This window comes from Planctomyces sp. SH-PL62 (assembly GCF_001610895.1).
GTDB lineage: Bacteria > Planctomycetota > Planctomycetia > Isosphaerales > Isosphaeraceae > Paludisphaera.
The window spans coordinates 2,833,894-2,857,610 of the sequence record NZ_CP011273.1 but is presented as its reverse complement, the minus strand read 5'-3'; the positions used below and the strand labels follow the sequence as shown (position 1 = coordinate 2,857,610).

The following is a 23,717-nucleotide window of genomic DNA, read 5'->3' as shown; positions in this document are numbered from 1 at the left end:
GGCCCGCGTCGCGTCTCAGCGCACGACCGCGCCCGGCTCCGGGGCGGCGACGGCCGGGATGGAGCCGGGGCCGGGGCGGACGACGGACAGGTGGAGGATCTCGTTCCGGCCCTTCTCGATGCTGAGCCCCTCGACGGTCTCGCGGACGTCGACCTGGAAGGCCGGGTCGTCCTGGAGCATCTGGAGTTCCAGCGGGGTCAGGGGCATCAGGATCGATCCCGAGCGGTCGGCCAGGTCGAAGATCTCGCGGCGGCTCCGGAGCAAGGGGGCGGGATGGCCCAGGGTGTAGACCGCGCCGGGGGGCCGGAAGGTGCAGAGCGCGGGGGGGACGCCGGTGGCGGCCTCCAGCGCGGCCAGGCGACGCCCCACCACGGTCGACGAGCGATAGGGCTCGGCGGCGGGGAGGCACCAGCCGGCGAGCACCAGCTCCATCGCGACGGTGCAGCCGAGCGCCCCCCGGATCGCATTGCGGAGCCGACCGGCGGCGGCCTCGCGGAGCCCGTAGACCGTGCCCACGGCGATGATCGCCGCCAGCGTCCAGGCCGGGGCCCGCATGGGAGGGGGCAGGATCGCCACGGCGGCCGTCGCCAGCCCGACCGTCGCCACCGCGCCCGAGATCGCGAGCATCCGGCCGGCGAACCGGAACAGCCGATGCGAACCCAGGCCGAACGAGGCGTCGGCGGCCCGAACCAGCAGCCAGGCGATCAGCACCGCCAGCGCGGGGACGGCCGGCAGATAGTAGTGGATCAGCTTGGTCCGCACGCCTTCCAGCAGGAAGAGCGGACCGATCGCCCAGCCGATCAGGAAGCCCGCCGCCGCCGTCTCCCTGCGACGCGCCCAGGCCGACGCCAGGGCCGCCGGGATCAGGGCCGACCAGGGGAGCAGGGTCGCCATCCCCAGCACGACGTAATAGCCGGGGAACCCGCCGTGCTCCTCCAGGCCCTGCGTGGCGCGCTGGACGATGTGATAGCCCACGGCGACGTTGAAATACTCGCCCCCCGACCGGATCAGGATGGCGATGTTCCAGGGGACGATGATCGCCAGGAACAGCGGCAGGCCCCAGCGCCAGTGGAGCCGGCGCAGGTAGACGAACGGGCTCGGCCCGCCGCAGAGCCAGGAGACCCCGACCGACGCGGCCAGCAGCACGGGCGCGGCCGGCGACTTGGTGAGCACCGCCAGGCCCAGGAGCACCCAAAACGCCGCGGCGGCCCGTCGCGAGGGCCGCGTCCACAACTCCCAGAGCGCGACCTGGCAGCCGACGAAGAAGAAGGCGAGCGTGGCGTCGGTGGTGCAGAGCTTCGACTCGGCCATCATCAGCGGCATCGTCGCCAGCACCAGGCCCGTCAGCCGCCCGACCTTGGCCCCCAGCACGCGCCTCGCCCAACCCCAGGCGAGGAGCACCGTCGCCGTCCCCATCACCGCCGAGACCAGCCGGGCGCCGAACGGGTTGTCGCCCCCCAGCGCGGTCCCGGCGAGCATCAGCCAGTAGATCAGGATCGGCTTGTGATAGCGGGGCTCGTCGTTGAACGTGGGGTGGATCCAGTCGCCGCTGGCGCGCATCTCGCGGGTCGCGCCGGCGTAGCGGGGCTCGTCGCGGTCCCAAAGGCTGATCCGGCCGTTGCCCACCAGGTTCAGCGTCAGGGCGAGCAGGCCGATCAGCAGGGCCTCGCGGAGGATGGGGCGACGGTCCGGGGTCGGCGCGTCCGGGCGCGAGCCCTCGGATGCGGGCGAGGCTGACGACACGAGCAATCCTCCTCCGTGGGGCCTCTCCTCCCGGCGCGGGGGACGAGGCGCGACGATGCGGCGGCCGATCCTTCGACCCGGCGTCATCTGAACCGATCTCCCGATTTCGGGCAACGCCAGTCGGCGGCCGGCGGATCGACCCCCCGCCGAGGAGTCTTGAACCGGCGAGAGGTTCCGATTAGGATGGTCGGCGTGGGGACGACCCCACGCGTCGCGGGAACGTCCCGCGATCCGCCCTTCTCGTATCGACGGGGACGACCCCGTAGCCTCCTCCTTTTTTGAAGGGAGAGGAAGCTATGGCCTGGCTCGTCCTGTTCGTCGCCGGCCTTTTCGAGGTCGGTTGGGCCGTCTGCCTGAAGTCCGCCCAGGGATTCACGCGTCCCTGGCCCACCATCGGCTTCGGCGTCTTCATGTTCGCCAGCGTCTACCTGCTGGGCCTGTCCCTCCGGTCGCTCCCCCTCGGCACGGCCTACACGGTCTGGACGGGGATCGGGGCGGTGGGCGCCGTCGCGTTCGGGATCGTCGTCTGGGGCGAGCCCGCGGACGTCCGACGGCTGGTCTGCATCGGGCTGATCATCACCGGGATCACGGGCTTGAAGCTCGTGACGCCGCACTAGTCGCCCGCCGCCACGCCCCGCCCCCTTTCGTGAAGTCGTTACGGGGGGCGAGGTTTCCGGTAAGCTGGAAGGCCGGGCCGACCGTGGGGCCCGTCGCCTCCTTTCCCCCATCGAACGAGTGCGCCGCCCGCGTGCGAGGGCCGCGGCGGGAGCGGTCGCCAGGAACGCCCTACCAGTCGAGATCACCATGAAGATGCTGGAATTCGTGCTCAAGAACTACAAGAACTTCAACGCGCGGGCCACCAAGGACGCGACCCTCGCCTACTGGCGGCACGTCGAGGCGGGCGGGAAGATGTTCTGGGCGGTCGCCGGCGCCATGTCCTCGGCGCAGCTCGGGATCACGCTGGCGCCGGCCATCCGCGCCGGGCTGATCCACGGGCTGTCGGTCACCGGGGCCAACCTGGAGGAATCGCTCTTCCGGCTGGTCGCCCACCACGGCTACAAGGACTTCCCCGAGTACCGCTACTTCTCCAAGGAAGACGACACCCGGATCCTCGACGACCGGATGCGCCGCGTGACCGACACGAGCATCCCGGAGGACGAGGCGTTCCGGGCCGTCGAGAAGTTCATCGTCCCGATGTGGAAGGAGGCCGCCGCGAAGGGGGAGCGGAGGTTCTGGCACGAGTACTTCTACGACCTGGTGACGACCATCGGCGAGGACGTGTACCAGGGCGACCCGGAGGAGTGCTGGCTGCTCGCCGCCGCCCGCGCCCGGCTGCCGATCGTCGTCCCCGGCTATGAAGACTCCACCTTCGGCAACATCTTCGCCTCCCACGTCAAGCTGGGCGAGTGCGACGCGCGGGTCGCCAAGTCGGGCATCGAATACATGGCCGACTTCTACGACCGCTACCGCGAACTCTCCGCAAGCGCCGGAGGCGCGGGGGTCGGCTTCTTCCAGATCGGCGGCGGCATCGCCGGCGACTTCCCCATCTGCGTCGTGCCGTCCATCAAGTACGACCTGGAGGAGCCCGCGGAGCCCTGGGCTTACTTCTGCCAGATCTCCGACTCGACGACCTCCTACGGCTCGTACTCCGGCGCGACGCCCAACGAGAAGATCACCTGGGACAAGCTGACCGCCGAAACCCCCATGTTCGTGATCGAGTCCGACGCCACCATCGTCGCCCCGATCATCCTCTCCGCCCTGCTGGAATGCCGCGAGAACCCGGCCGAGGCCAACCGGCTCATCGCCGCCTCGACGGCCCAGGGCTGACCCGACGACCGCCCCCACAGGGAGGGCCGCCGCGGGTCCCCAGACGGACCCCGCGGCGGCCTTCCCGGATGGCCTCCTACGCCTCAGGAAGCCGGCCGCCGATTGGGTCCGTTCGCGTCGCCCGAAAAACGAACCCATTCGACGCAACGCCCATCAATATCTGGAATTACGACCGAATTCCGGCCCTCGGAATTGGCTTCGTCCGGCGATTATCGCTTCACGGCGACGGCCCGATCTCGACCGCCCGGCCGGGGTGCCGCCGGACGATGCGCGCAACGCCCCCTAAGATGAGGATGCGCCACGATCGGCGATTGCAGACGACCGCCCCGGTCGAGCCTCAAAGGCGATCCGGGAGCGGACGGTCTCCCGGGATGGTTCCTCAGTTCGCCACGCAGGGGGCGGGGGTGGCGACCGGCGCGACCGCCGGGGCCCGCCTCGGCGCGGGGCGGCTGGTCCAGAAGACGCCGGCGAGCGTCAACAGGCCACCGACGACGAGCGCCGGGGAGAGGGCTTCGCCGAACAGCCAGACGCCCCAGACCACCGTGAGCACCGGGGCGACGTTGCTGAACGTCGCGACCTGGCTGGCGTCCAGCCGACGCAGCGACAGATTCTGCAACGCCAGGTTGATCGGCGTCATCACCAGGGCCAGGATTCCCAGGCAGACCCACGCGGTCGTCGAGGCCTGCCGGAGCTGCAAACCCCACCCCGGGGCCGTCAGCACCGAGATCGGGACCTGGAGCAGACACCCCACGAGGAACGTCCCGGCGAGGGTCGGCAGCGCCCCGTGGCGGACGATCAGCGGCCGACTCAGCGCGACGTACGCCCCCCAGGAAATCACCGCGCCGATCAGCAGCAGGTCGGCGACCATGACCGCATGCGCCTGCGCGGGGCTCGCGGCGGCGTCGGCGCCCAGGATGTTCCCCAGGCCGATCACCAGGACGCCGGTGATGCTGATGAGGATGCCCCCCAGCCGAGCCAGGTCGAGCGGCTCATGGCCCAGGCCCCAGGCGAGGATCCAGACGACCAGCGGCACCGTCGCGTAGAACAGGCCGACGTGCGCGTTGGTGCCGAGCTTGGCGGCGGTCAGGAAGAAGAACTGGTTGATCGGCACGCAGCAGGCCGCGACCAGGGCCAGCCGACGCCAGTCGCGCCGGATCAGCTCGCGGACCGGACCCAATCCCCCCAGGAACGGCAGCAGGCAGAGCCCCGCCGACCCGAACCGCAGGAGCGGCACCAGGCCGATCGGCAACTGCCGGACCGCCACCTGGGCCAGCGGGGACGTCGTCGAGCCCAGCACGATCATGATGCCCAGGTAGACGTAAGCCCGGACGTCGGGCGTCCTGGCGGCGTTCAGGGGCGGCGGCTCGGTCGCCGTCGTCGGGTTCGCGCTCGCGTCGGCCTCGCGGCGGGCGTGGTCGTCCGTGGGGGCTCGTTCCGGCCGGGCTTCCATGATTCCCGTCCCCTGCTCCGCCGGGAAGGCTGACGTGCTCATCTCTCCTCTATTTCTCGTCGCGATTCGATCGAATGAAGCCCCGGACTCAACTCTAAAGGCCGACGGCCCGCCCCGGCCCGTTTGTATCCTTTCATCTTAGAGGGGCCGGCAAGGGGTTTCGAACTCCCCGGTCGAAAATGCCCGCAACGCCCCCTCCAGACCGAGGCGAGACACGATCGACGCCGTCAAGGTTCGTCCGCACCGACCTCGGCTCGGTTCGAATCGCCCAAAAACCGTCGCGGCCGTCCCGCGCGGCCCGGACCTGGCCCCGAAGCCGCTCATCACATTTTCACGGCCCCGTCGCGGGCGCCGGAGCCGACCCGGGCGCCCCGTCTTCCCGCGAGCGCAGGAAACGGACGCTTCCCTCCCTTCGGACGACCCAACCCTCGTCGACGCCCGTCGGGAGGTAGAAGGCCCCCTCGACGGGAGGGAACTCGTAGACGAGATTCCCGTGCCAGTCCAGTCTCCGGAGCAGGATCGGCGGGGCGACGGCCCCTCGGGAAAGGTAGTGCCAGCACCACTCGGCGCAGGCTTCGTCGCCGTCGATCCGCATCGAGCCGCCCAGCGCCGCCGGGGCCGTCGTCGATCGCACTTCCGAGAGGTGGACCGGATAGTGTCCGTGGAGTTCCTTGAACTCGGCGATCCGACGGATCAGCGGCTCCGCTTCGTGAGTGCTCCGGAGCAGCTCGGGGTCCTCGCTGCTGAGGAGTCCGAGGAATCCCAGGCCGAACGACGCGAGGCCGAGCACGGCGATCCCGATCAACGCGGCCGTCACGACCCGCCGAACGACCCGACGCCGAGGCACCCCCATGAGCCGTCTCCCGCACGTCGGGCCGCCTTCCCCCCGCGAGGTGGGGGGGAAGGGACGATCACGCCCGCGGACTTCGACCTCAGCCGCTGTGGGACTGGAGGACGGGCCAGGAGTCGCGGAGGGGTTGGTTGGAGCGCTGGAAGGCGCGTTCGCGTTCGAGACGGGTCTGTTCGAAGAGGGTGCGGTAGAGCCGCTCGTCGGCGTCGTCGAACGTCCGGCCGCGACGGCTGGCGACGATCCGGGCGGTGGCGAAGACGTCGTCGAGGGCGAAGCCGGGGGCGACGCGGCCGTACATCACGGCGGTGAACGAGGGGACGTGCTTGGGGAGGAGCAGCCCCGCCGGCAGCACGTTGCACATCACGCCGATGGAGGTCCCGGTGTTGAGCATCGAGCCCATGCCGGTGCGGGTGTGGTCGCCGATGAAGCAGCCGACCTTCGCCTGGCCGGTGGGGATCGGGTCGCCCTGGAGCGGGACCATCACCTCGCCGTAATCGTTGCGCAGGTCGCTGTTGGAGGTGATCGCCCCCAGGTTGACCCACTCGCCGACGTAGGCGTGGCCGAGGAAGCCCTCGTGGTACTTGTTCGAGAACCCCTGGATGATCGTCGACTCGACCTCGCCGCCGATCCGGCAGCTGGGGCCGATGGAGACGGCGCCCCGGATGTTGGCGCGGAAGAGTTGCGAATCGGGGCCGATGTAGCAGGGGCCCTCGACCCGCGTGAACGGCTGGACCCAGACGCCGGGGCCGACGACGATCGGGCCGTTGGTGACGTCGAAGACCGTGTAGGGGTCGATCCGGGCCGACTCGTGCAGGCGGAGGCGGTCCGACGGGCCGACCAAGGCCAGGGTGGCGAGCTGGCGGTTGGTCACGGCCGGGCGGCGGTCGCGGGCGAAGTCGCGCTCCAGGTGCCGGGCGTTGGCCGCGACGAGGTCCCACGGCCGGTCGATCCACTCGCCGCCGATCTCGTCGCCGGAGTAGCGGGCCAGGACCCGGTCGAACCAGGCGTCGACGTTGTTCGACTCCAGGTCGAGGAGGTCGTCGGGCCCGACCCAGGCGCAGGCCGGGCGACCGTCGCAGAGGCCGATCCAGGGGCCTCCCCCGGGGGGCTCGAAGTTCTCGGGGGGGACCCAGCGACCCTTCGCGACCACCAGCGGGCCCCGGGCCAGCCAGTCGCGGTCGTTGAAGACGACGTGCGGCTCGCGGCGGCGCTGGACTTCCGCCAGGTGATTGCGGATCAGGGCCCCCCGCCGATTCGGGCCGGGGCCGATTCCGAACGCCCGGGCGATCTTCTCGCCCAGCGAGGAACAACCCAGCCACAGGTCGTAGACCGGCCGGGTCAACGTCAAAGGTTCAAGATCGGCCGCCGCAAGATCCTCGGCCAGGCAAAGACGCATCGTTGCACCCCCACTCCGTTGCAGTCTCCGTGCGCTTGCGCTCGATCCTCCCTCGCGACCTCGGAGGCACGCACGACAACATCTGTGCATGTTTCCGGGGGTCGTGCCGAATTTTATCCCAAACCGGACGTTTCGACCAGGCGAGCTTTTTCAAGTCGCTTAAAGTCGAAAACGGGGCCGCCCGGGTCGGGGCGCGAAGGCGATCGGCGACGGCTCAGGACTCGGCCAGGCGGAGGTAGTGGCGGGCGACCAGATCGTTTTGGAGCCACATGACTTTCGTGTAGGCCCGGACCAGGGCCAGCTCGCGCTTCGGGTCAAGCTCCAGGCCGTGGATCAGGCCGGTGACGGCGTCGGTCACCTGGCCCAGAAAAGCGTTCATGTGGACGAGGGGGATGTCGAGCCGGGATCGGTGGGATTCCGCTTTGTGGATCCGGCCCATCGCGTCCATGTACTGGATCATCGCCGCGTCGTATGGCTCGGTCATCAGCCGGTGGAAATAACGCCCCAGCGAATGCTTGCGGGTCTTGACCATCGCCTGGTCGGGGGTCAGCTCCTTCAGCCGCCGTTCCAGCGCGGCCCCGAAGTCCGGCTTCCCCTGCTGCCGGGAGAGGAAGTGCCGCCAGGTGGCGTCGTAGCGGTGGAACGCCTCATAGGCGGCGTCGACGATCTTCGGGACCAGCGGGAGGGTCAAGGGGGCGGCTTCGTGGATCGCCCGCACGTCGTCGTCGCCGAACCCGATGTAGTCGGCGACGTAGGCGAAGCGGTACTCGATGTCCGATTCCAGACGCCGTTCGTCGATGTTCTTCACGACCCGCGATCCCTTGCTGAACGTGCCGCAGCCGCCGAGGAGGAGGAGGAGGCCCGCCGGGGGCCGGGCTCTCCACTCCACTCCACTCTACGCCCACGCCCCCGGTCCTGAACACCCCGGCCACGCATGGGTCCGGCGGCTCGGGTCAGAACTGGATCCCGTAGGTCCTGGGGGCGTCCCGCCAGAGGGTCATGGGGAGGCCGGTGACGGGGTCGCGGGCGGGGATGGGGAGGCTGCCGATGAGCTTGATCGCGGCGCGGGATTCGGCCTCGGTGACCTTCTCGTCGCGGATCAGGTCCCAGTCGCGGCCCTCGGGGTAGCCGCCGACCATGTGCGAGTCGGGGGAGTTGTCCAGGCGGGTGTGGGAGGTGCCGGCGGGTAGGACGACGACGTCGCCGGGGGCGAGCGTGACGACCGTCCCCCCCTCGCCCCCTAACTGGAGCGTGATGCTCCCGCGCGCCATGCCGAGGACCTCGTGGGTGGTCGAGTGGAAGTGGTAGTAGTCGTAGACGCCCAGCTCGCGCCAGTTGTTCAGCCAGTCGTGGCGGCGGAACGTCTCCTCGATCGCGTCGGCCATCTCGACGCCCGGCGGGGCCGTCACGCCGGCGCGGTGGATGAGGACGGGGAATCGGCTGTTGGGCACCCTGCCGTTGGGCTTGAAGGTCAGCGTCTCGATCCGGTGGCCTTGCTCCGCCATGTCGTCGGCTCCCTTGTCTGGTCTTTTCTCGGTCGTGGTCTTGGGATCGGGTGGGGTGGGGTCGAAGTCAAACGGGCCCGGCCTCGTCGGCCGGGACGACGCCGCCGTAGGGGACTTCGCGTCCGCCGTAGCGACGGACGCGGATGTTGGCCTGCTCGGCGTGGCCGACGAACCCTTCCAGGGCGCAGAGCCGCGAGCAGTAGCCGCCGACGAGCGCCGCGGCCTCGTCGGTGAGGATGCGCTGATACGTGCAGGTTTTGAGGAACTTGCCCACCCAGAGCCCGCCGGTGTACCGCGCGGCCTTCCTCGTGGGGAGGGTGTGGTTGGTGCCGATCACCTTGTCGCCGAACGCCACGTTGGTGCGAGGGCCGAGGAAGAGCGCCCCGTAATTGCGCATGTTCCGGAGGAAGTAGTCCGGGTCCCGGGTCATGACCTGGACGTGCTCCGAGGCGATCTGGTCGGCGATCCGGACCATCGCCTCGTCGCTCTCCGCGACGCAGACCGCGCCCTGGCGGTCCCAGGCCTGGCGGGCGACGGCCGCCGTGGGGAGGATCTTCAGGAGCCGTTCGACCTCGGCGATCGTCTCGCGCGCCAGCTTCTCCGAGGTCGTCAGCAGGATCGCCGGGGAATCGGGCCCGTGCTCGGCCTGGCCCAGCAGGTCGGTCGCGCAGAGTTCGGCGTCGACGGTCTCGTCGGCGATGACGAGGGTCTCGGTGGGGCCGGCGAGGAGGTCGATGCCGACGCGTCCGAAGAGTTGCCGCTTGGCCTCGGCGACGAAGGCGTTGCCGGGGCCGACCAGGATGTCGACCGCCGCGATCGACTCGGTCCCCAGGGCCATCGCGGCGACGGCCTGGACGCCCCCCAGGCAGTAGATCGCGTCCGCCCCCGCCAGGTGCTGCGCCGCGACGATCGCCGCGGCGGGCTTCCCCTGATACGGCGGGGCGCAGGTGACGACCCGGGGCACGCCCGCGACCTTGGCCGTGACGACCGACATGTGGGCCGAGGCCAGCATCGGGTACTTCCCGCCGGGGACGTAGCAGCCCGCCGAGCCGACCGGGATGTTCTTGTGGCCGAGGACGACCCCCGGCAGAGTCTCCACCTCCACGTCGCGCAGGGCCTCGCGCTGGGCCTGGGCGAAGTTCCGCACCTGCGCCTGGGCGAACTCCACGTCCTCGATTTCGCGTCGGCTGAGCTGGGCCAGGCAGGCGTCGATCTCGGCGGGCGAGAGGCGGTAGTCGTCGCGGTCCCAGCCGTCGAACTTGACGGAAAGCTCGCGCACCGCCGCGTCGCCGCGCCGGGCCACGTCGTCCAGGATGCGCTCGACCGTCTCGCGGACCCGGGCGTCGGTCGCCGTCGCCTCCGCCTGATCCCCCCCTCGCTTCAGCCACGTCTCCACCGCGCCCCCCTTCCTCGTCCTCGTCGATCGGCCCCGATCCGAAACCTCGGGAGGCGATCATACGAGCCGGCGCGCGCGGCCGCCAGGGCGAGCCCCGCCCGTCGGAGCGCCGCCGTCCGTGCGGCCCTCACCGTCCGACATCGTTCTGGAGGAGAAGCTTGTCTCGACGTTCCTTTGCGATGACAATGTGTCGGCAACTGATGATAGTGAATGAAAAGTGATCGTCGACGCCGGAGGACCGCGGCCATGACCTCACCCGACACGCCCCCTTCGAGACGCTTCCGCTGGGTGTCCGCCCTCCTCGCGTCCGTGCTTGCGGCGGTCTTCGTCGACGCCGCCATCTACGCCCTGGTGCCACCGGAATACGAGGCCGCATCCCTCCTGCGTGTCTTCCCCCCCGCGTCGGGCCCGTTCTCGCCTCCGAGCACGGGCGAGGACGCCAGGGAGGCTCACGTCAGGAGCCTCGCGAGCGCGGTGGCGACGGTGAGTTCGGATCGGGTCCTCGACCATGCCCTCGGAGAACCAAGCATCAAGAATGCGACCTCGCTCGGCGGATCGGCCTCCCCGCGCGAGGACCTGCGAGCCGGCCTGACGGTGGTGAACTTGCCGCACACCGACTTCCTCCGCGTCTCCTACGTCTCCCACTCTCCGGAGGAGGCCGCGAAGATCGTCAACGCGGTGGTCGCGAGCTATCTGCAGGCGACGTCGGAATTCGAGGAGGGTTCCGAGGAGATGGCCCGGAAACGGATGAACGATTATTTCCAGCATCTGTCAAACGAAGTGGGGCAAGCGGATTCCGGCCTCTCGGCGAAGGTCGCCCAGATGAACCAACTCGGCGTGGTCTCGCCCGAGGACTCCTCGCCGACGTCGTTCACCTCGCTCACCGAAGACCTGCGCCGGACGATCGCCGAGCAACTCGTCCAGGCCGACCTCGAACTCGCGCGGGAGGGCGACGGCCCGAAGGCGGCCGAGCTGAAGCGGACGCAGTCCGCCCTGCGAGCCTTGCTCGCCCTGCCCGGCACCGGCTTCGACTCCGCCCGGTTCGAGATCGAGAGGCTTCGCGTCGAGGCGGCGGCCGGGAGGTTGGAGGAGGTGCGGCGAAAGCTCGATGATGAGCAGTTCACGAACTCGCGGCTTCGGCCCGGGGTCGTGTTGTCAGACCTGGCGGCACCGCCGAATATCCCGAGCAGCGACCGACGCGGCCCCCTGATGGCCTGCGCGACGGGGCTCATCCTGCTCGTCGGGCTCGCGGTCGCGTTGCATCGCGGCGAGCCTCTCGCGACGGGGGAGCCCGTCGCGGACGGCGTGTAGACCGGCCGCTCGGCGCGTTCGGAAGGGGCGTCGGCCCGGGCGGGTTCTCACGAGGCCGCACCGGTGGTAAGGTCGGGGGACGGCGACGAAGCCGTCCGCAACCCATGTGCAAACCGCTGTCACGTTCGGTAAAGGATCGGCGATCATGCCACGTCGGGGCGACGAGGACGACCGGGACGACGACGTGGACGACGCCCTCGACGAGGACGACGGCGACGAGACCGCGCCGTGCCCGTACTGCGGCAACCCGATCCACGAGGAATCGGAGCGGTGCCCGTATTGCAACACCTACATCTCGCGCGAGGACGCGCCGTACGTCCGCAAGCCCTGGTGGATCATCGTCGGCGTGATCGCGGGCCTCTACGCCGTCTATCGCTGGGTCGCCTTCTGATCGGCCTTGCGGGGAGGTTCGGCCCGGCCCTCGTACTCCCTTTCGGGGCGCCTGCGCGCGGAGTACCATGTGGCTTTCGCGCGGCGGCGAGGAATGCGTCGCCGTCCACGGCTCCGCCCCCGGGCGGCCTCTCCGTCACCCGTTCCAGGAGAACCACGGCCATGCGGACCTTGTCTCGAAGCCTCCTCCTCGCCGTCGCGACGGTCGGCCTCGCCGCCTCGGCGCACGCGCAGGGGCCCCGGAGGGCCCAGCCCCAGCCCCAGCCCGTCATTACGATGCGGGCCGACGGGATCGTCCAGTCGCCGGCCCCGCACCAGGTCTTCCAGCGCGACGCCAACGGCACGGCCGAGATCCCCGTCGCGCTCGACGCGGCCGTGAAGGACGCCAAGAACGTCCGGGCCCTGGTCTCCGGGGGCTTCTCGCCGTTCCCGGTCTCGCCCCCGTTCGTCGACGGCAAGCTCGTCGGCGTGCCGACCGGCGGCCCCTACACGATCACCGTGCAGTACGAGCAGGGGAACGCCGTGCAGTCGGTCCCGGTCGGCCCGGTGTACGTCGGCGACCTCTGGGTGCTGGCGGGGCAGTCGAACATGGAAGGCGTCGGCGACCTGGTCGACGTCACGCCGCCCGACCCGAGGGTCTCCGCCCTTGGCATGGACGGCAAGTGGGGCCAGGCGGCCGAGCCGCTCCACTGGCTCGTCGACTCGCCCGACCCGGTCCACTCCGGCGACCCCGCCAACCGCGCCGAGCGCTCGGCCCAGCAGCACAAGACGCGCACCAAGGGCGCCGGCCTGGGGCTGCCGTTCGCCGTCGAGATGGTGCGGGCCACGGGCGTCCCGATCGGCCTGGTGACCGCCGCGCACGGCGGCACGAGCATGCAGCAGTGGGACCCCGCCAGGAAGGGCGAGGGGGGGAACAGCCTTTACGGCTCCATGCTCCGGCAGGTCCAGCTCGCCGGCGGCCGGGTCAAGGGGGTCCTCTGGTATCAGGGCGAGAGCGACTCCTCGCCCGAAGGCTCGCAGATCTTCGAACGCGTCTTCGCCGACTTCGTCGCGGCCGTCCGCAACGATCTCGGACAGGCCGACCTGCCGTTCTACTACGTCCAGATCGGCCGGTTCGTCACCGAGGGCGACCCCGCCGGCTGGAACCGCGTGCAGGAGGCCCAGCGCGTCCTCCCCGACCGGCTGGCGAACACGGCCGTCGTCTCGGTCATCGACCTGGAGCTGGACGACGGGATCCACGTCGGAACCCAGGGCCTGAAGCGCGCCGGCGCCCGGCTGGCGAAGATCGCCCAGCGCCAGCTTTTCGGCCAGATCGGCGCGTCGACGCCGACCTTCGACCGCGTGGCCGTCGGACCGAACGGCACCCTGGAGGTCAAGTTCCGCGGCGTCAATCTCGGCGTCTCCCCGGGCGTCGCGACAGTGGCGGCGGATGGGACCATTCGCCAGAATGCGGCCTCGGCGGCGGCCAGCGGGCTCCAGCCCGAGACCCACATCGCCGGCTTCTCGATCCGCAAGGGAGACGGCTCGCCGATCCCCATGATCTTCGAGGCCCGCGTCGGCCGTAGCCGAGACTCCGTCGTCCTGAAGCTCACCAAGCCCGTCCCGCCCGGCTCGTTCCTGTGGTACGGCCACGGCTACGACCCCTACGCCAACCTGACCGACGGCGCCGACATGGCCGTCCCCGTCTTCGGCCCGATCGCCCTCGATCCCGTCACCCAGCCCGCCGCGCCGGTCGCGGCGGCCCCGGCCCCCGCGCCCAAGCCCGAGGAGAAGAAGGCCGAGGCCGCGTCGGTGAAGGCCCTGATCATCACCGGCGACGAGGTGGGCGCCCACGACTGGAAGGCGACCCACGAGGCCCTCAAGAAGATCCTCGCCGACGGGGGGAAGATCGCCGTCGACGTGACCACCACCCCGAACAAGGACCTGACCGACGAGAACCTGGCGAAGTACGACGTGCTGGTCCTCAACTATCGCGACACCGACAAGGGGGCCCCGGAGACGAAGTGGTCCGACGCCAACAAGGAAGCGTTCCTGAAGGCCGTGCGCGACGGCGGCAAGGGGCTCGTCTCCTACCACTTCTCGTCGAGCGCCTTCACCTCGCCGAACTGGGAGGAGTATGAGAAGGCCCTCGGCGGCTGGCGGAAGCAGGGCTTCCACGGCCCTCCCCACGCCTTCAAGGTGAAGAAGACCGACGCCGAGCACCCGGTCTCCGCCGGCCTCCCCGCCGAGTTCGACCACGTCGTCGACGAGCTGTACCAGAACAGCATGCTCCCCGAAGGCGCCGTGGTCCTCGCCACCGCCTACTCCGACCCCGAGAAGCCCAAGGGGACCGGCAAGGACGAGCCCGTGATCTGGGTCAACCAGTACGGCAAGGGCCGGGTCTTCTCGTGCGTCCTCGGCCACGACGTCGCCGCCCTCAACGACCCCCACGTCGCCCCCTGGCTCCGCCGCGGCACCATCTGGGCCGCGACGGGCAAGGTGGAGTGAGACCGGAACGACGACGATGACCCGTGAGGGCCGGGGGACGCGCTCCCTCGGCCCTCGCGCGCTGACCGCCTCGAACTCGAACTCAAAGCAAGGAACCTGAATATGAGAACCTTCCTCGTCGTCGGCCTGGCGCTCTCGACGTTCGCCCTCGCCGCGCCGCTGCGGGCCGACGAGTCGCCCAAGGAGCGGCGGATCTCACGCGAGGCTTATCGCGACAAGATGAAGGGGGGCTGGATCGGCCAGATGGCCGGCGTGGGGATCGGCGGGCCGACGGAGTTCCGCTGGCAAGGGACGATCGTCCCGGCGGACCAGGTGCCGGCCTGGACGCCCGAGACGATCAACCAGTTCGACCAGGACGACATCTACGTCGAGATGACGTTCCTCAAGACGTTGCAGACCCACGGGCTCGACGCCACCACGCGGCAGGCCGGGATCGACTTCGCCAACAGCAAGTACCCGCTCTGGCACGCCAACGACGCCGGCCGCAAGCGGCTCCGCGAGGGGATCGCCCCGCCCGACAGCGGCCACCCCGCGTTCAACGACCACGCCGACGACATCGACTACCAGATCGAGGCCGACTTCTCCGGCCTCATCGCCCCGGGACTCCCCAACACCGCCATCCGACTGGGCGAGACCTTCGGCCGGCTCATGAACTACGGCGACGGCCTGTACGGCGGCCAGTTCGTCGGCGCCATGTACGCCGAGGCCTTCTTCGAGGACGACCCCGAGAAGATCGTCCTCGCCGGCCTCGCCGCCATCCCCAAGGAGAGCCAGTACGCGGAATGCGTCGCCGACGTGATCCGCTGGCACAAGGAGCATCCCGACGACTGGGAGGCCGCCTGGAAGAAGATCGACGACAAGTACCAGAAGAACCCGGCCTACCGCCGCTTCTCGTGCAGCAAGAACGAGAAGGAGCCGTACAAGTTCAACATCGACGCCAAGCTCAACGGCGCGTACATCGTCATGGGCCTGCTCTACGGCCAGGGCGACCCCGAGAAGACCATCGTCGTCTCCACCCGCTGCGGGCAGGACTCCGACTGCAACCCCTCGAACGCCGCCGGCGTCCTCTTCACCGCCATCGGGGCGTCGAAGCTCCCCGCCGCGTACACCAGCGCCCTCGACACGAAGACCAAGTTCAACTCGACCGACTACGCCTTCCCGGACGTCCTCGCCGTCTGCGACGACCTCGCGGCGCAGGCCGTGGCCAGGGCCGGCGGCCGGGTCGAGAAATCGGCCGACGGGACCGAGACGTTCGTGATCCCCGTCGAGACCCCCCGCCCCTCCGCGCTCGAATCCTGCTGGGAACCCGGCCCCGGGGCCGAGAGCCGCTTCACCGCCGAGGAGAAGGCCCAGATCCGGGAGACGAACAAGTGAGAATGCGAAGCTCGTTCGCCCTCCTCCCCCTCCTCGCCGCGATGGCCGTCCCCGCCCTCGGCGCCGAGCCGAGGCGGATCGACCTGCGGACCAAAGCGGGCGCCGATTCGGTCAAGGCCGAGTGGCGCTGGCACGACGTGACCCTCGTCCCGGTCGTCGGCAAGAACCCGGACGGCTCCCCCAACAAGACGTACAACTACGAGCCCCGCGCCATGGCCGCGGACTACGACGACTCGAAGTGGGAGGTGATCGCGCCCGAGACCCTCAAGGATCGGCGGTCGACGGGCCAGATCTGCTTCTGCTGGTATCGCGTCAAGGTCACGCTGCCGCCGGGGGTCGAGGGGAAGTCGGTCTTCTTCCAGACGACCGTCGACGACTACGGCGAGGTCTGGGTCGACGGCGCGCTCCCCTACAAGGTGGGCCAGGCGGGCGGGAACGTCGCGGGGGGCTTCAACCACCCCAACCGCGTCGAGCTGGCCGACCCGAAGCCGGGCAAGACCTACTCGCTGGCCGTCTTCGGCATCAACGGACCGATCTCCGTGACGCCGACCAACTGGATCTTCCTCGGCCCGACCTTCCTGGAAATCGTCGACAAGGACGAGAAGTGAAACGGCGTTGACCACCCCGCCCCCGGGAGCCGCGACCGACGCCCCCCGCCCGCCCCCCTCGCGACGGGCCGGGTGGAGTCGGTCGACGTGCTCCGGGGGCTGACGATCCTCCTGATGGTCTTCGTCAATGACCTGGGCCCCGCCGCCCCCGGCTGGCTGCGCCACATCGAGCCGCCGGGCGCCGACGGGATGACGACGGCCGACGTGGTCTTCCCCTGGTTCCTGTTCCTCGTCGGCGTCTCCATCCCGCTGGCCTTCGAGCGGGCCTTCGCGCGCGGGGCGAGCCTCGCTCGCGAGGTCGGGCACATCCTCGTGCGGTCGGCCAGCCTGATCCTCCTGGGGGTGATCTCGTACAACAGCGACGCCGACCGGACGCTAGGCTCGCCGACGTGGCAGTTCCTGGCGTTCGTCGCCGTCCTCCTCGCGTGGACGGCCCCCCCTCGCGAGCCCGGGCCGCGACGGACGACGTTCCTCGCGCTCAAGGCGATCGGCGTCGTAGGGCTGCTGGCCCTGCTGGCGATCTATCGTCGCCGGCCGGCTGACACGTCGTTGCTGTTCTTCGGCCCGGTCGAGGGCTGGTGGTGGCTTCAGACGGGCTGGTGGGGCATCCTCGGCCTGATCGGCTGGGCCTACCTGACGGTCGCGCTGCTGACCCTCTGGCTCGGCAAGCGTCGCGAATGGCTGGCGGGGGCGCTCGGCGTCCTGATCCTGCTCCACCTGGCGATGAATCGCGGGGGCCTGTTCGGGCGCGTCGAAAGCAAGACGTGGCTCGGCCTGGCGCGTTCGCTGCTGGCTTCTCTGGAATCGGCCGTCGACGCGATCGCCTCGTACGTCGACCTGGGCGGGGCGACGGGCTCGCTGGCGGCGGTGGTCATGGCCGGCTGCCTGCTGGGCTCGATCCTGCGCCGGGATTCCGACGTGGCGACGCCCCGCGCGCGGGCCGGGTGGACGCTGACGTTCGCGCTCGGCCTGTTCGTCGCGGGGCTCGTCGCCGACACGTTCGAGGGGATCAACAAGATCGCCGCGACGCCGACGTGGTGCCTCTGGACGGCGGCCCTGGCGGCCTTGCTCTGGCTGGCGCTCTACCTCGTCGTCGACGTCGCGGGCCGTCGCGCCTGGACGGTCGTCGTCCGCCCGGCGGGCGTCAACCCCTTGATCGCCTTCTTCCTCCACCCCATCATCACAGATGGCCTGTCCCTCGCCGGTTGGCGCGACGCCGTGCTCGGCTACCAGGACTCGGCGAGCCCCGGCGTCGTCGTCGCCGGCTCGCTCGGCATGGCCCTCTCCGTCTGCGCCCTCACGGGCCTGCTCGCGAGGCTCGGCCTCCGGGTGCGGCTCTGATCCCTCCCTCCCCCCTGGCCCACCACAACACCATGCGACTTCCACGACTCCTCCCGATCGTGCTTTCGTCGTTGTTTCTCAACCCGTCCGCAAGGGCCGCCGAGCCCCTGCCGGTCGGCTCGAATCCCCCGGCGCTGGGAGCGGAGCCGTTCCCGGACCGGCTGCACGCCTTCGTCTGGCGGAACTGGGAGCTGGTCCCGGCGGCAAAGCTGGCCGAGGTCGTCGGCGCGTCGGCCGACCGGATCGAGGCCGTCGCCGCGTCGATGGGCCTCCCGCCGGCGGTCGGGCTCGACCCGGAGACCCGCTCGCGCGTCTACATCACGATCCTCCGGCGCAACTGGCACCTGCTCCCTTACGACCAGATCCTGACCCTCCTGGACATGTCGCCGGCGAAGCTCGCCTTCGCGCTCCGCGAGGACGACTTCCTCTACATCAAGCTGGGGAGCCTCAAGCCGCGCTGCGAGCCGCTCCGCTACGCCGAGCCGACCCCCGAGGCGAGGGCGCGGGCGTCGGCGATCAAGGAGGTGGTCGAAAGCCGGTTCGGCGCGGCGATCGTCGATTCGGGCGAGCCGCCGATGGCGTTCCGCCGCCGCTGGGAAGCCGCGCCGGCGGGACCGGAAGCGGGAGCCGGGCCGGGTGCGGACGCGAGCCGCACCGCGGCCGAGACGGGGCCGCGGTTCGCGTCGTCGTACTTCGGGACCTACGGCGACGCCCTCGCCGAGCCCGGCCGCGACGGCTTCCCCGACGGCCTGCTCGCCGAGCTGGCCGAGCAGGGGGTGAACGGCGTCTGGCTCCACGTCGTCCTCCGCACGCTCGCGCCGGGCGGGCCCGACTTCCCCGAGTTCGGCGAGGGCTCCGCCGAGCGGCTCGCCAACCTCCGCTCGCTGATCGAACGCGCGGGACGGCGCGGGGTCAAGGTCTACCTGTATTTGAACGAGCCTCGGGCGATGCCCCTGTCGTTCTTCGCGACCCGTCCCGAGATGAAGGGGGTCGTCGACGGCGCGCACGCGGTGATGTGCACGTCGGACGACCGGGTCCGAAGCTGGATGAAGCGGGCGGTGGAGCACGTCGCCCGGGAGGCGCCGGGGCTCGGCGGCGTGTTCACGATCACGGCGTCGGAGAACGTCACGAGCTGCGCCTCGCACGGCCGGATCGCCGAGTGCCCGCGATGCTCGAAGCGGACCCCGGCCGAGGTGATCGCCGAGGTGAACGCGACGATCGCCGAGGGCCTCCGCGCCGGCGCCCCGGATGCGAAGTTCATCGCCTGGGACTGGGGCTGGATCGACCCGGCGCAGGCCGCGGCGACCATCGCCCGGCTGCCGCGCGACGCCTATTTCCAGACGGTCGCCGAATGGGACCTGCCCATCGAGCGCGGGGGCGTGAAGACGACCGTCGGCGAGTACTCGCTCTCGGCGACCGGTCCCAGCGACCGCGCCCGGCTGCGCTGGGGGCTGGCGCGGGATGCCGGGCTGAAGACCTCGGCGAAGGTCCAGCTCAACGCCACCTGGGAGCTGGCGGCCGTGCCGTCGATCCCGGTGTACGACCTCGTGGCCGATCTCTGCCGCAACCTGGCCGAAGCCCGCGTCGACTCGATGATGCTCGGCTGGTCCCTCGGGGGCTGCCCCTCGCCCCAGCTCCGGGTCGCGCAGCTCTTCGCCGAGGACCCGACGGCGACGCCCGACGCCGTGCTCGACCGCGTCGCCGCCGAGCGCTTCGGCGCCGACGCCGCCCCCCAGGCTCGGCTCGCCTGGTCGGCCTTCAGCCGGGCCTTCCGCGAGTATCCGTATCACGGCGTGGTGCTCTACAACGGCCCGCAGCAGATGGGCCCCGCCAACCCGCTGCACGAACGCGCCACCGGCTACCGCGCGACGATGGTCGGCTTCCCCTACGACGACCTCGACGGCTGGTGCGGGCCTTACCCCGCGCGGGTGTTCGCCGACCAGTTCCGCAAGGTCGCCGACGGCTGGGCCGCCGGAATCCCCGCGCTGCGCGAGGCCGTCCTCGGCGCGCCGGCCCCCCTCCGCGCGGCGGCCGAGGCCGACCTGGGCGTCGCCGAGGCCGTCGGCCTGCATTTCGCCAGCGTCGCGAACCAGGCGGACTTCGTCATCGCCCGTTCCCGAGACGACCGCGACGCCATGCGCCGCCTCCTCGACGCCGAGATCCAGGCCGCCCGGTCCCTCTACCCGCTCGCCCGCCGCGATTCACGGCTCGGGTTCGAGGCCTCCAACCACTACTTCTACAGGCCGCTCGACCTGGTCGAGAAGGTCGTCGGCTGCGAGGCCCTGAAGGCCCGGCTGGCCACGCCCTGATCGCGGATCGCGAGGGCCGTCGTCGGCCCGACCAGGCTTCGAGGAGGCCTGGGCAGGATTCGAAATGCGAAACGGGACGCCCGCCGGAGGTGGCGGGCGTCCCGTTCGATGCTTGCTCGGGTCGGTCGGCTGCGTCGCCGATCAGCCCTTCTTGGACTTCGCGGCCTTGGAAGCCTTGGGGGCCTCGGGGCCGTCAGTCGGCACGCCGGGGGCCTTGGGGCCTTCATCGCTGGCGGCGGGCGTCGTGGAGGCGGCGTCGCCGCAGCCGACGAAACCGCAGGTCAGCGAGCCGAGCAGGGCGAGGAGCATGAACTTGCGCATCAGAGACGTCTCCTGGATCAGATCGATTCCACGCTTCGGTGGGCGGCGGGGCGGACCCGCCCCCGGTCAGAGTGAGTCGGAGCTGATGATCTCGCCGCCCTGGGTCGTGCTGAGGGCGCGCCAGCTCTCGATGTTGACGGAGTCCTTGATGAACCGGACGCTGCCGTCGGCCAGCACGGCGTTGACGCCGCCCGGGTGCCGGCTGCGGGCGCCGTAGGTGTCGCCGTTGATCGCCGGGGTCGTGTCGCCGGGGAACGCGCCGGCGCCCGTGTTGCGGAACTTGCACGGCGGATTGTTGCCGAAGGGGTACGCGCAATAGTTGGGGTCGTTCAGCATGTCGGGCTGCTTCGAATTCGGCGCGAGGTAGGTCGCGAAGCCGCACGAGGAGCCGTACTGGATGAAGCCGCGGAGGTCGGTCTTCGAGCCGTTGACCTTGCCCTGCACGGTCTCCGAGAGCAACATCGTGTTGCTGGTGCCGTCGGTGATGCTGGAGATGTTATAAGTGCCGGCGAACGACTGGGCCGGCGCCGTGCCGATCTTGAGCCACGAGAACGGGGCACCCAGGAAGAGCACGCCGTTGTAGGTGGGGCAGCAGTAGGTGGCGTCCTTGATCTGGAACAGCCCCGTGCCGGTGTTGCCGAAGTTGGCCACGTAGTTGCCCGAGGGGACGCCGCTCAGGGGGGCGACCGCCTCGTCACTGGGGCACTGGTAGGCGTTGATCCGGGCCTGCGTCGCCGTCAGGTTCGCGGCGTCCAGGTAGCCGAGCCCGGGCGTCGTGACGTTCGATCCCATGAAGTTGAAGGCGTTATGGATGCCGCCCTGCTCCAGGAAAGAGAGCGAGTAGTGGTACCAGGTGCCCCACGAGGTGTAGCGGGCGCCCGGCGGGAACGAGCCCAGGGCGTCATGGTAGTTCTGCATCGCCAGGCCGAGCTGCTTCAAGTTGTTCGTGCACTGGATGCGGCGGGCGGCTTCGCGCGCCGACTGGACGGCCGGCAGCAGCAGGGCGATCAACACCGCGATGATCGCGATGACGACCAGCAATTCGATCAGCGTGAACGCTTTGCGCAAGGCGGCACGAGAACGTGCCATGAGACACCTCCGAGGGTAGCGCAGTATGTGATGACGAGAGAAAGGGTGGAAGCGGGCGGTGATACGGCTCGTCGCGCCGTTCAACTCTACGCCGTTCTGCATCGAAGCGGCGATTCAAGAATCGTAAAGCGCAACTGCAGCGTCCGCCTGAGTCCTTGGAGAACTTTATCATCACCGAATTTCTTCGGGGACCGCAAGGGCAATACACGAAAAAATCTTCACGGTCGGCGCAACCGTCAGACGGCCCGCGGAAGGGCTCACGCCTGGGTCGCGGCGGCGGGCTCGGCGAGGCGGATCCGGATCGTGACGACCAGGCCGGGGCGGGCGTCGTCGGCGGCGATCGAGCCGCCGTGGACCTCCACGGCGCGGCGGGCGATGGCCAGGCCCAGGCCGACCCCGCCGCTGGCCCGGCTGCGGTCGTGCTCGATCCGGAAGAACGGCTTGAAGATGTCGGCCAAGGCCTCCTCGGGGACCCCCGAGCCGTGGTCGCGGACGGTGATCGCGGCGAAGCCGCCGTCGGCTTGCAGCGCGACCTCGACCGCCGATCCCTCGGGCGCGTGGCGGACGGCGTTGCGCAGGACGTTCTCGACGGCGCGACGGAGCAGCTCGCGATCGCCCGACGCGACGACCGGCGCGTCGGCCCGCAGGTCCAGCCGACAGCCCTTCGCGTCGGCCTCCACGGCGCAGGCTTCGACCAGCTCCGCCAGGAGGGCGTCGAGCCGGACCTCGTCGCGATGGAGGGCGTGGGGGTCCTCCTCGGCCGAATTGAGCCGGAGCAGCTCGTCGACCAGGGCCGAGAGCCGATCCACCTCCTTCTTGATGCGGCCCATCGCGGCCTCGCGGTCGCCGCCGCGGCCGAGCCGGACGGCCAGGCCGAGGCGGGTCAGCGGCGACCGCAGCTCGTGCGAGACGTCCTGGATCAGCCGCCGCTCGGCCGCCATCAGCGACGCGATCCGGTGGGCCATCACGTCGAACGCGCGGGACAGCTCGCCGATCTCGTCCCGCCGCGTCGAGCCGATCCGGGTCGCCAATCCGCCCCGGCCGAACTCGTCCACCGCCCGCTGCAACCGTCTCAGCGGGCGCACCAGATGGACGGCCAGCGCGTAGATCAGGGCCAGGATCAGCAGCAGGATCCAGAGGTAGTAGGGGAGCGTCTGGGCCCAGGGGACCCCCCGCATCCGGGGGAGGGCCACGAACCGGAGCCCCTCGGCCGTGGGCGGGCTGACGAGCACGGGGGGCCGGGGGCGGCGGGAGCAGGCCGGGGGCGCTCGCCCGCGCCGGGAGCGAGGAACGATCGACGCCGTCGAGCAGGTCGCGGCCGTCGCGGTCCAGCAGGTAATGGTCCCCCTCGAACGACGCGGCCGTCTCGCGGAGGAAGGCCCGCAGCCCCTCGGCCCCGCGTTCGCGCCAGGCGCGTTCGGCCGCGTCGCGCTGGAGGGTGAGGATGCCGGTGAAGAAGCGGCGCTCCTGCGACCGCGACTCGGAGAGGTACCAGAACGTGGCGACGAAGCCGATCGACGACAGCGCGACGGTGGCCGCCGCCCAGGCCAGGATCTTGGCGTAGATCGACCTCATCGCGGGGCCTCGTCGTCCGGCCCGGACCGGAACAGGTAGCCCACGCCCCGGACCGTCCGCACGGCCGACCCCAGCGGGCCGAGCTTCTTGCGGAGGCGGCTGACGTGGACGTCGATGGCGCGGTCGAACGGGGAGGATCGTCGTTGATAGAGCGCCGCAGTCAGCTCGTCCCGGGTGACGATCCGGCCGGCGGCGTAGACGAGGTATTCGAGGATCTCGTACTCGAACGTGGTCGTGGCCACGAGTTCGCCCCCCGCGAACACCTCGCGGGCCGTCGGGATGAGTCGGATCCCCTCGGCCTCCAGCGGGGCGACGGGACGCGCCGCGCGGCCCGCGCGACGGAGCACGGCGCGGACGCGGGCGAGCAACTCGTCGGGGTCGAACGGCTTGGGGACGTAGTCGTCGGCCCCGGCGCCCAGGCCCGCGAGCCGGTCGGCCTTCGCCGAGCGGGCCGTGAGCATGATGACCGGGACCTGGCTCCGCCGACGCAGCAGCCGCAGCACCTCGAAGCCGTCCAGGCCGGGGAGCATCACGTCGAGGAGGATCAGGTCGCGATCGGCGTCGAGCGCCGCCCCCAGCCCTCGGCGGCCGTCGTGGGCCGCGGCCAGCCGAATGCCCTCCTGGGCGAAGAACTCGCGCAGGAGGTCGCACAGCTCCAGGTCGTCGTCGATCAGCAGGACCGACGGGCCGGGGCCGGGGCCGGTGGGATCTTCGGGGGGCGCGTCGGTCATGGGACGAAGCCTCG

General features: G+C 70.6%; 20 protein-coding genes. 9 read left to right on the top strand and 11 right to left on the bottom strand.

The genetic code is table 11. The annotated features are described in order from the left end of the window. Positions 1-15: 15 nt before the first annotated feature. Positions 16-1,743: an ArnT family glycosyltransferase gene (locus tag VT85_RS11040; RefSeq protein ID WP_068414664.1), complete on the bottom strand. Its 1,728-nt coding sequence runs from the start codon at positions 1,741-1,743 to the stop codon at positions 16-18. Between the two features lie 296 nt (positions 1,744-2,039). Here VT85_RS11040 and VT85_RS11035 point away from each other — a divergent pair, with 296 nt between their 5' ends. Together VT85_RS11035 and VT85_RS11030 are read left to right on the top strand one after the other, a co-directional pair. Beyond that, on the top strand, positions 2,040-2,360 hold the full coding sequence (locus VT85_RS11035; RefSeq protein ID WP_068414661.1) for a DMT family transporter: 321 nt from the start codon (positions 2,040-2,042) through the stop codon (positions 2,358-2,360). Positions 2,361-2,547: 187 nt separating this feature from the next. Further along, entirely contained in the window at positions 2,548-3,570 is a 1,023-nt protein-coding gene (locus VT85_RS11030; protein ID WP_068414658.1) for a deoxyhypusine synthase family protein, read from the top strand. A gap of 379 nt (positions 3,571-3,949) precedes the next feature. Here the strand turns inward: VT85_RS11030 and VT85_RS11025 are convergent, their stop codons facing one another. From VT85_RS11025 to hisD, 6 genes are all read right to left on the bottom strand, one after another. Further along, positions 3,950-5,062: a DMT family transporter gene (locus tag VT85_RS11025; RefSeq protein ID WP_197491216.1), complete on the bottom strand. Its 1,113-nt coding sequence runs from the start codon at positions 5,060-5,062 to the stop codon at positions 3,950-3,952. Between the two features lie 289 nt (positions 5,063-5,351). Beyond that, the gene (locus tag VT85_RS11020) at positions 5,352-5,873 is read right to left on the bottom strand and encodes a hypothetical protein (RefSeq protein ID WP_068414655.1); all 522 of its coding nucleotides are present in this window, start codon (positions 5,871-5,873) and stop codon (positions 5,352-5,354) included. 79 nt (positions 5,874-5,952) lie between these two features. Continuing rightward, a complete protein-coding gene (locus VT85_RS11015) occupies positions 5,953-7,266 on the bottom strand; it encodes a putative sugar nucleotidyl transferase (RefSeq protein ID WP_068414651.1) in 1,314 nt (437 codons plus the stop codon). Positions 7,267-7,480: 214 nt separating this feature from the next. Beyond that, positions 7,481-8,074 (bottom strand): protoglobin family protein, encoded by a 594-nt coding sequence (locus VT85_RS11010; RefSeq protein WP_082858962.1) that lies wholly within the window; start codon positions 8,072-8,074, stop codon positions 7,481-7,483. Between the two features lie 145 nt (positions 8,075-8,219). Beyond that, complete coding sequence (locus VT85_RS11005) at positions 8,220-8,771, bottom strand: hypothetical protein (RefSeq protein WP_068414644.1); 552 nt, start codon at positions 8,769-8,771, stop codon at positions 8,220-8,222. Between the two features lie 67 nt (positions 8,772-8,838). Then, on the bottom strand, positions 8,839-10,167 hold the full coding sequence (hisD, locus tag VT85_RS11000; protein WP_068414641.1) for a histidinol dehydrogenase: 1,329 nt from the start codon (positions 10,165-10,167) through the stop codon (positions 8,839-8,841). A gap of 246 nt (positions 10,168-10,413) precedes the next feature. Here hisD and VT85_RS10995 point away from each other — a divergent pair, with 246 nt between their 5' ends. From VT85_RS10995 to VT85_RS10965, 7 genes are all read left to right on the top strand, one after another. Beyond that, complete coding sequence (locus VT85_RS10995; protein ID WP_156512807.1) at positions 10,414-11,478, top strand: hypothetical protein; 1,065 nt, start codon at positions 10,414-10,416, stop codon at positions 11,476-11,478. Between the two features lie 145 nt (positions 11,479-11,623). Further along, the gene (locus tag VT85_RS10990) at positions 11,624-11,869 is read left to right on the top strand and encodes an AtpZ/AtpI family protein (protein ID WP_068414634.1); all 246 of its coding nucleotides are present in this window, start codon (positions 11,624-11,626) and stop codon (positions 11,867-11,869) included. 161 nt (positions 11,870-12,030) lie between these two features. Continuing rightward, positions 12,031-14,355: a sialate O-acetylesterase gene (locus tag VT85_RS10985; protein ID WP_068414631.1), complete on the top strand. Its 2,325-nt coding sequence runs from the start codon at positions 12,031-12,033 to the stop codon at positions 14,353-14,355. A gap of 102 nt (positions 14,356-14,457) precedes the next feature. Further along, complete coding sequence (locus VT85_RS10980; protein ID WP_068414628.1) at positions 14,458-15,729, top strand: ADP-ribosylglycohydrolase family protein; 1,272 nt, start codon at positions 14,458-14,460, stop codon at positions 15,727-15,729. Between the two features lie 2 nt (positions 15,730-15,731). Continuing rightward, on the top strand, positions 15,732-16,337 hold the full coding sequence (locus tag VT85_RS10975; protein WP_068414626.1) for a hypothetical protein: 606 nt from the start codon (positions 15,732-15,734) through the stop codon (positions 16,335-16,337). 72 nt (positions 16,338-16,409) lie between these two features. Further along, positions 16,410-17,678, top strand: coding sequence for a DUF5009 domain-containing protein (locus VT85_RS10970; protein WP_068414623.1), 1,269 nt, complete (start codon positions 16,410-16,412; stop codon positions 17,676-17,678). 59 nt (positions 17,679-17,737) lie between these two features. Next, a complete protein-coding gene (locus tag VT85_RS10965; RefSeq protein WP_197491215.1) occupies positions 17,738-19,987 on the top strand; it encodes a hypothetical protein in 2,250 nt (749 codons plus the stop codon). 141 nt (positions 19,988-20,128) lie between these two features. On the opposite strand, the gene VT85_RS10960 is transcribed toward VT85_RS10965, so the two are convergent. From VT85_RS10960 to VT85_RS10945, 4 genes are all read right to left on the bottom strand, one after another. Beyond that, the gene (locus VT85_RS10960) at positions 20,129-20,308 is read right to left on the bottom strand and encodes a hypothetical protein (RefSeq protein WP_068414618.1); all 180 of its coding nucleotides are present in this window, start codon (positions 20,306-20,308) and stop codon (positions 20,129-20,131) included. Between the two features lie 66 nt (positions 20,309-20,374). Then, positions 20,375-21,397 carry a DUF1559 domain-containing protein gene (locus tag VT85_RS10955; RefSeq protein WP_068414615.1) on the bottom strand — a complete coding sequence of 341 codons (1,023 nt, stop codon included), beginning with the start codon at positions 21,395-21,397 and terminating at the stop codon, positions 20,375-20,377. Between the two features lie 257 nt (positions 21,398-21,654). After that, positions 21,655-22,629: a sensor histidine kinase gene (locus VT85_RS10950; protein WP_156512806.1), complete on the bottom strand. Its 975-nt coding sequence runs from the start codon at positions 22,627-22,629 to the stop codon at positions 21,655-21,657. A 339-nt stretch (positions 22,630-22,968) separates the two neighbouring features. Continuing rightward, entirely contained in the window at positions 22,969-23,703 is a 735-nt protein-coding gene (locus tag VT85_RS10945) for a response regulator transcription factor (RefSeq protein ID WP_068414609.1), read from the bottom strand. Positions 23,704-23,717: the final 14 nt, after the last annotated feature.

Coding starts and splice junctions, on each gene's coding strand:
- VT85_RS11035 (WP_068414661.1), top strand. CDS start 2,040: ATGGCCTGGCTCGTCCTGTTCGTCGCCGGCCTTTTCGAGGTCGGTTGG.
- VT85_RS11005 (WP_068414644.1), bottom strand. CDS start 8,771: ATGGCGGAGCAAGGCCACCGGATCGAGACGCTGACCTTCAAGCCCAAC.
- VT85_RS10960 (WP_068414618.1), bottom strand. CDS start 20,308: ATGCGCAAGTTCATGCTCCTCGCCCTGCTCGGCTCGCTGACCTGCGGT.
- VT85_RS11015 (WP_068414651.1), bottom strand. CDS start 7,266: ATGCGTCTTTGCCTGGCCGAGGATCTTGCGGCGGCCGATCTTGAACCT.
- VT85_RS10975 (WP_068414626.1), top strand. CDS start 15,732: ATGCGAAGCTCGTTCGCCCTCCTCCCCCTCCTCGCCGCGATGGCCGTC.
- VT85_RS10955 (WP_068414615.1), bottom strand. CDS start 21,397: ATGGCACGTTCTCGTGCCGCCTTGCGCAAAGCGTTCACGCTGATCGAA.
- VT85_RS10990 (WP_068414634.1), top strand. CDS start 11,624: ATGCCACGTCGGGGCGACGAGGACGACCGGGACGACGACGTGGACGAC.
- VT85_RS11025 (WP_197491216.1), bottom strand. CDS start 5,062: ATGAGCACGTCAGCCTTCCCGGCGGAGCAGGGGACGGGAATCATGGAA.
- VT85_RS10945 (WP_068414609.1), bottom strand. CDS start 23,703: ATGACCGACGCGCCCCCCGAAGATCCCACCGGCCCCGGCCCCGGCCCG.
- VT85_RS11030 (WP_068414658.1), top strand. CDS start 2,548: ATGAAGATGCTGGAATTCGTGCTCAAGAACTACAAGAACTTCAACGCG.
- VT85_RS10980 (WP_068414628.1), top strand. CDS start 14,458: ATGAGAACCTTCCTCGTCGTCGGCCTGGCGCTCTCGACGTTCGCCCTC.
- VT85_RS11020 (WP_068414655.1), bottom strand. CDS start 5,873: ATGGGGGTGCCTCGGCGTCGGGTCGTTCGGCGGGTCGTGACGGCCGCG.
- VT85_RS10985 (WP_068414631.1), top strand. CDS start 12,031: ATGCGGACCTTGTCTCGAAGCCTCCTCCTCGCCGTCGCGACGGTCGGC.
- VT85_RS10995 (WP_156512807.1), top strand. CDS start 10,414: ATGACCTCACCCGACACGCCCCCTTCGAGACGCTTCCGCTGGGTGTCC.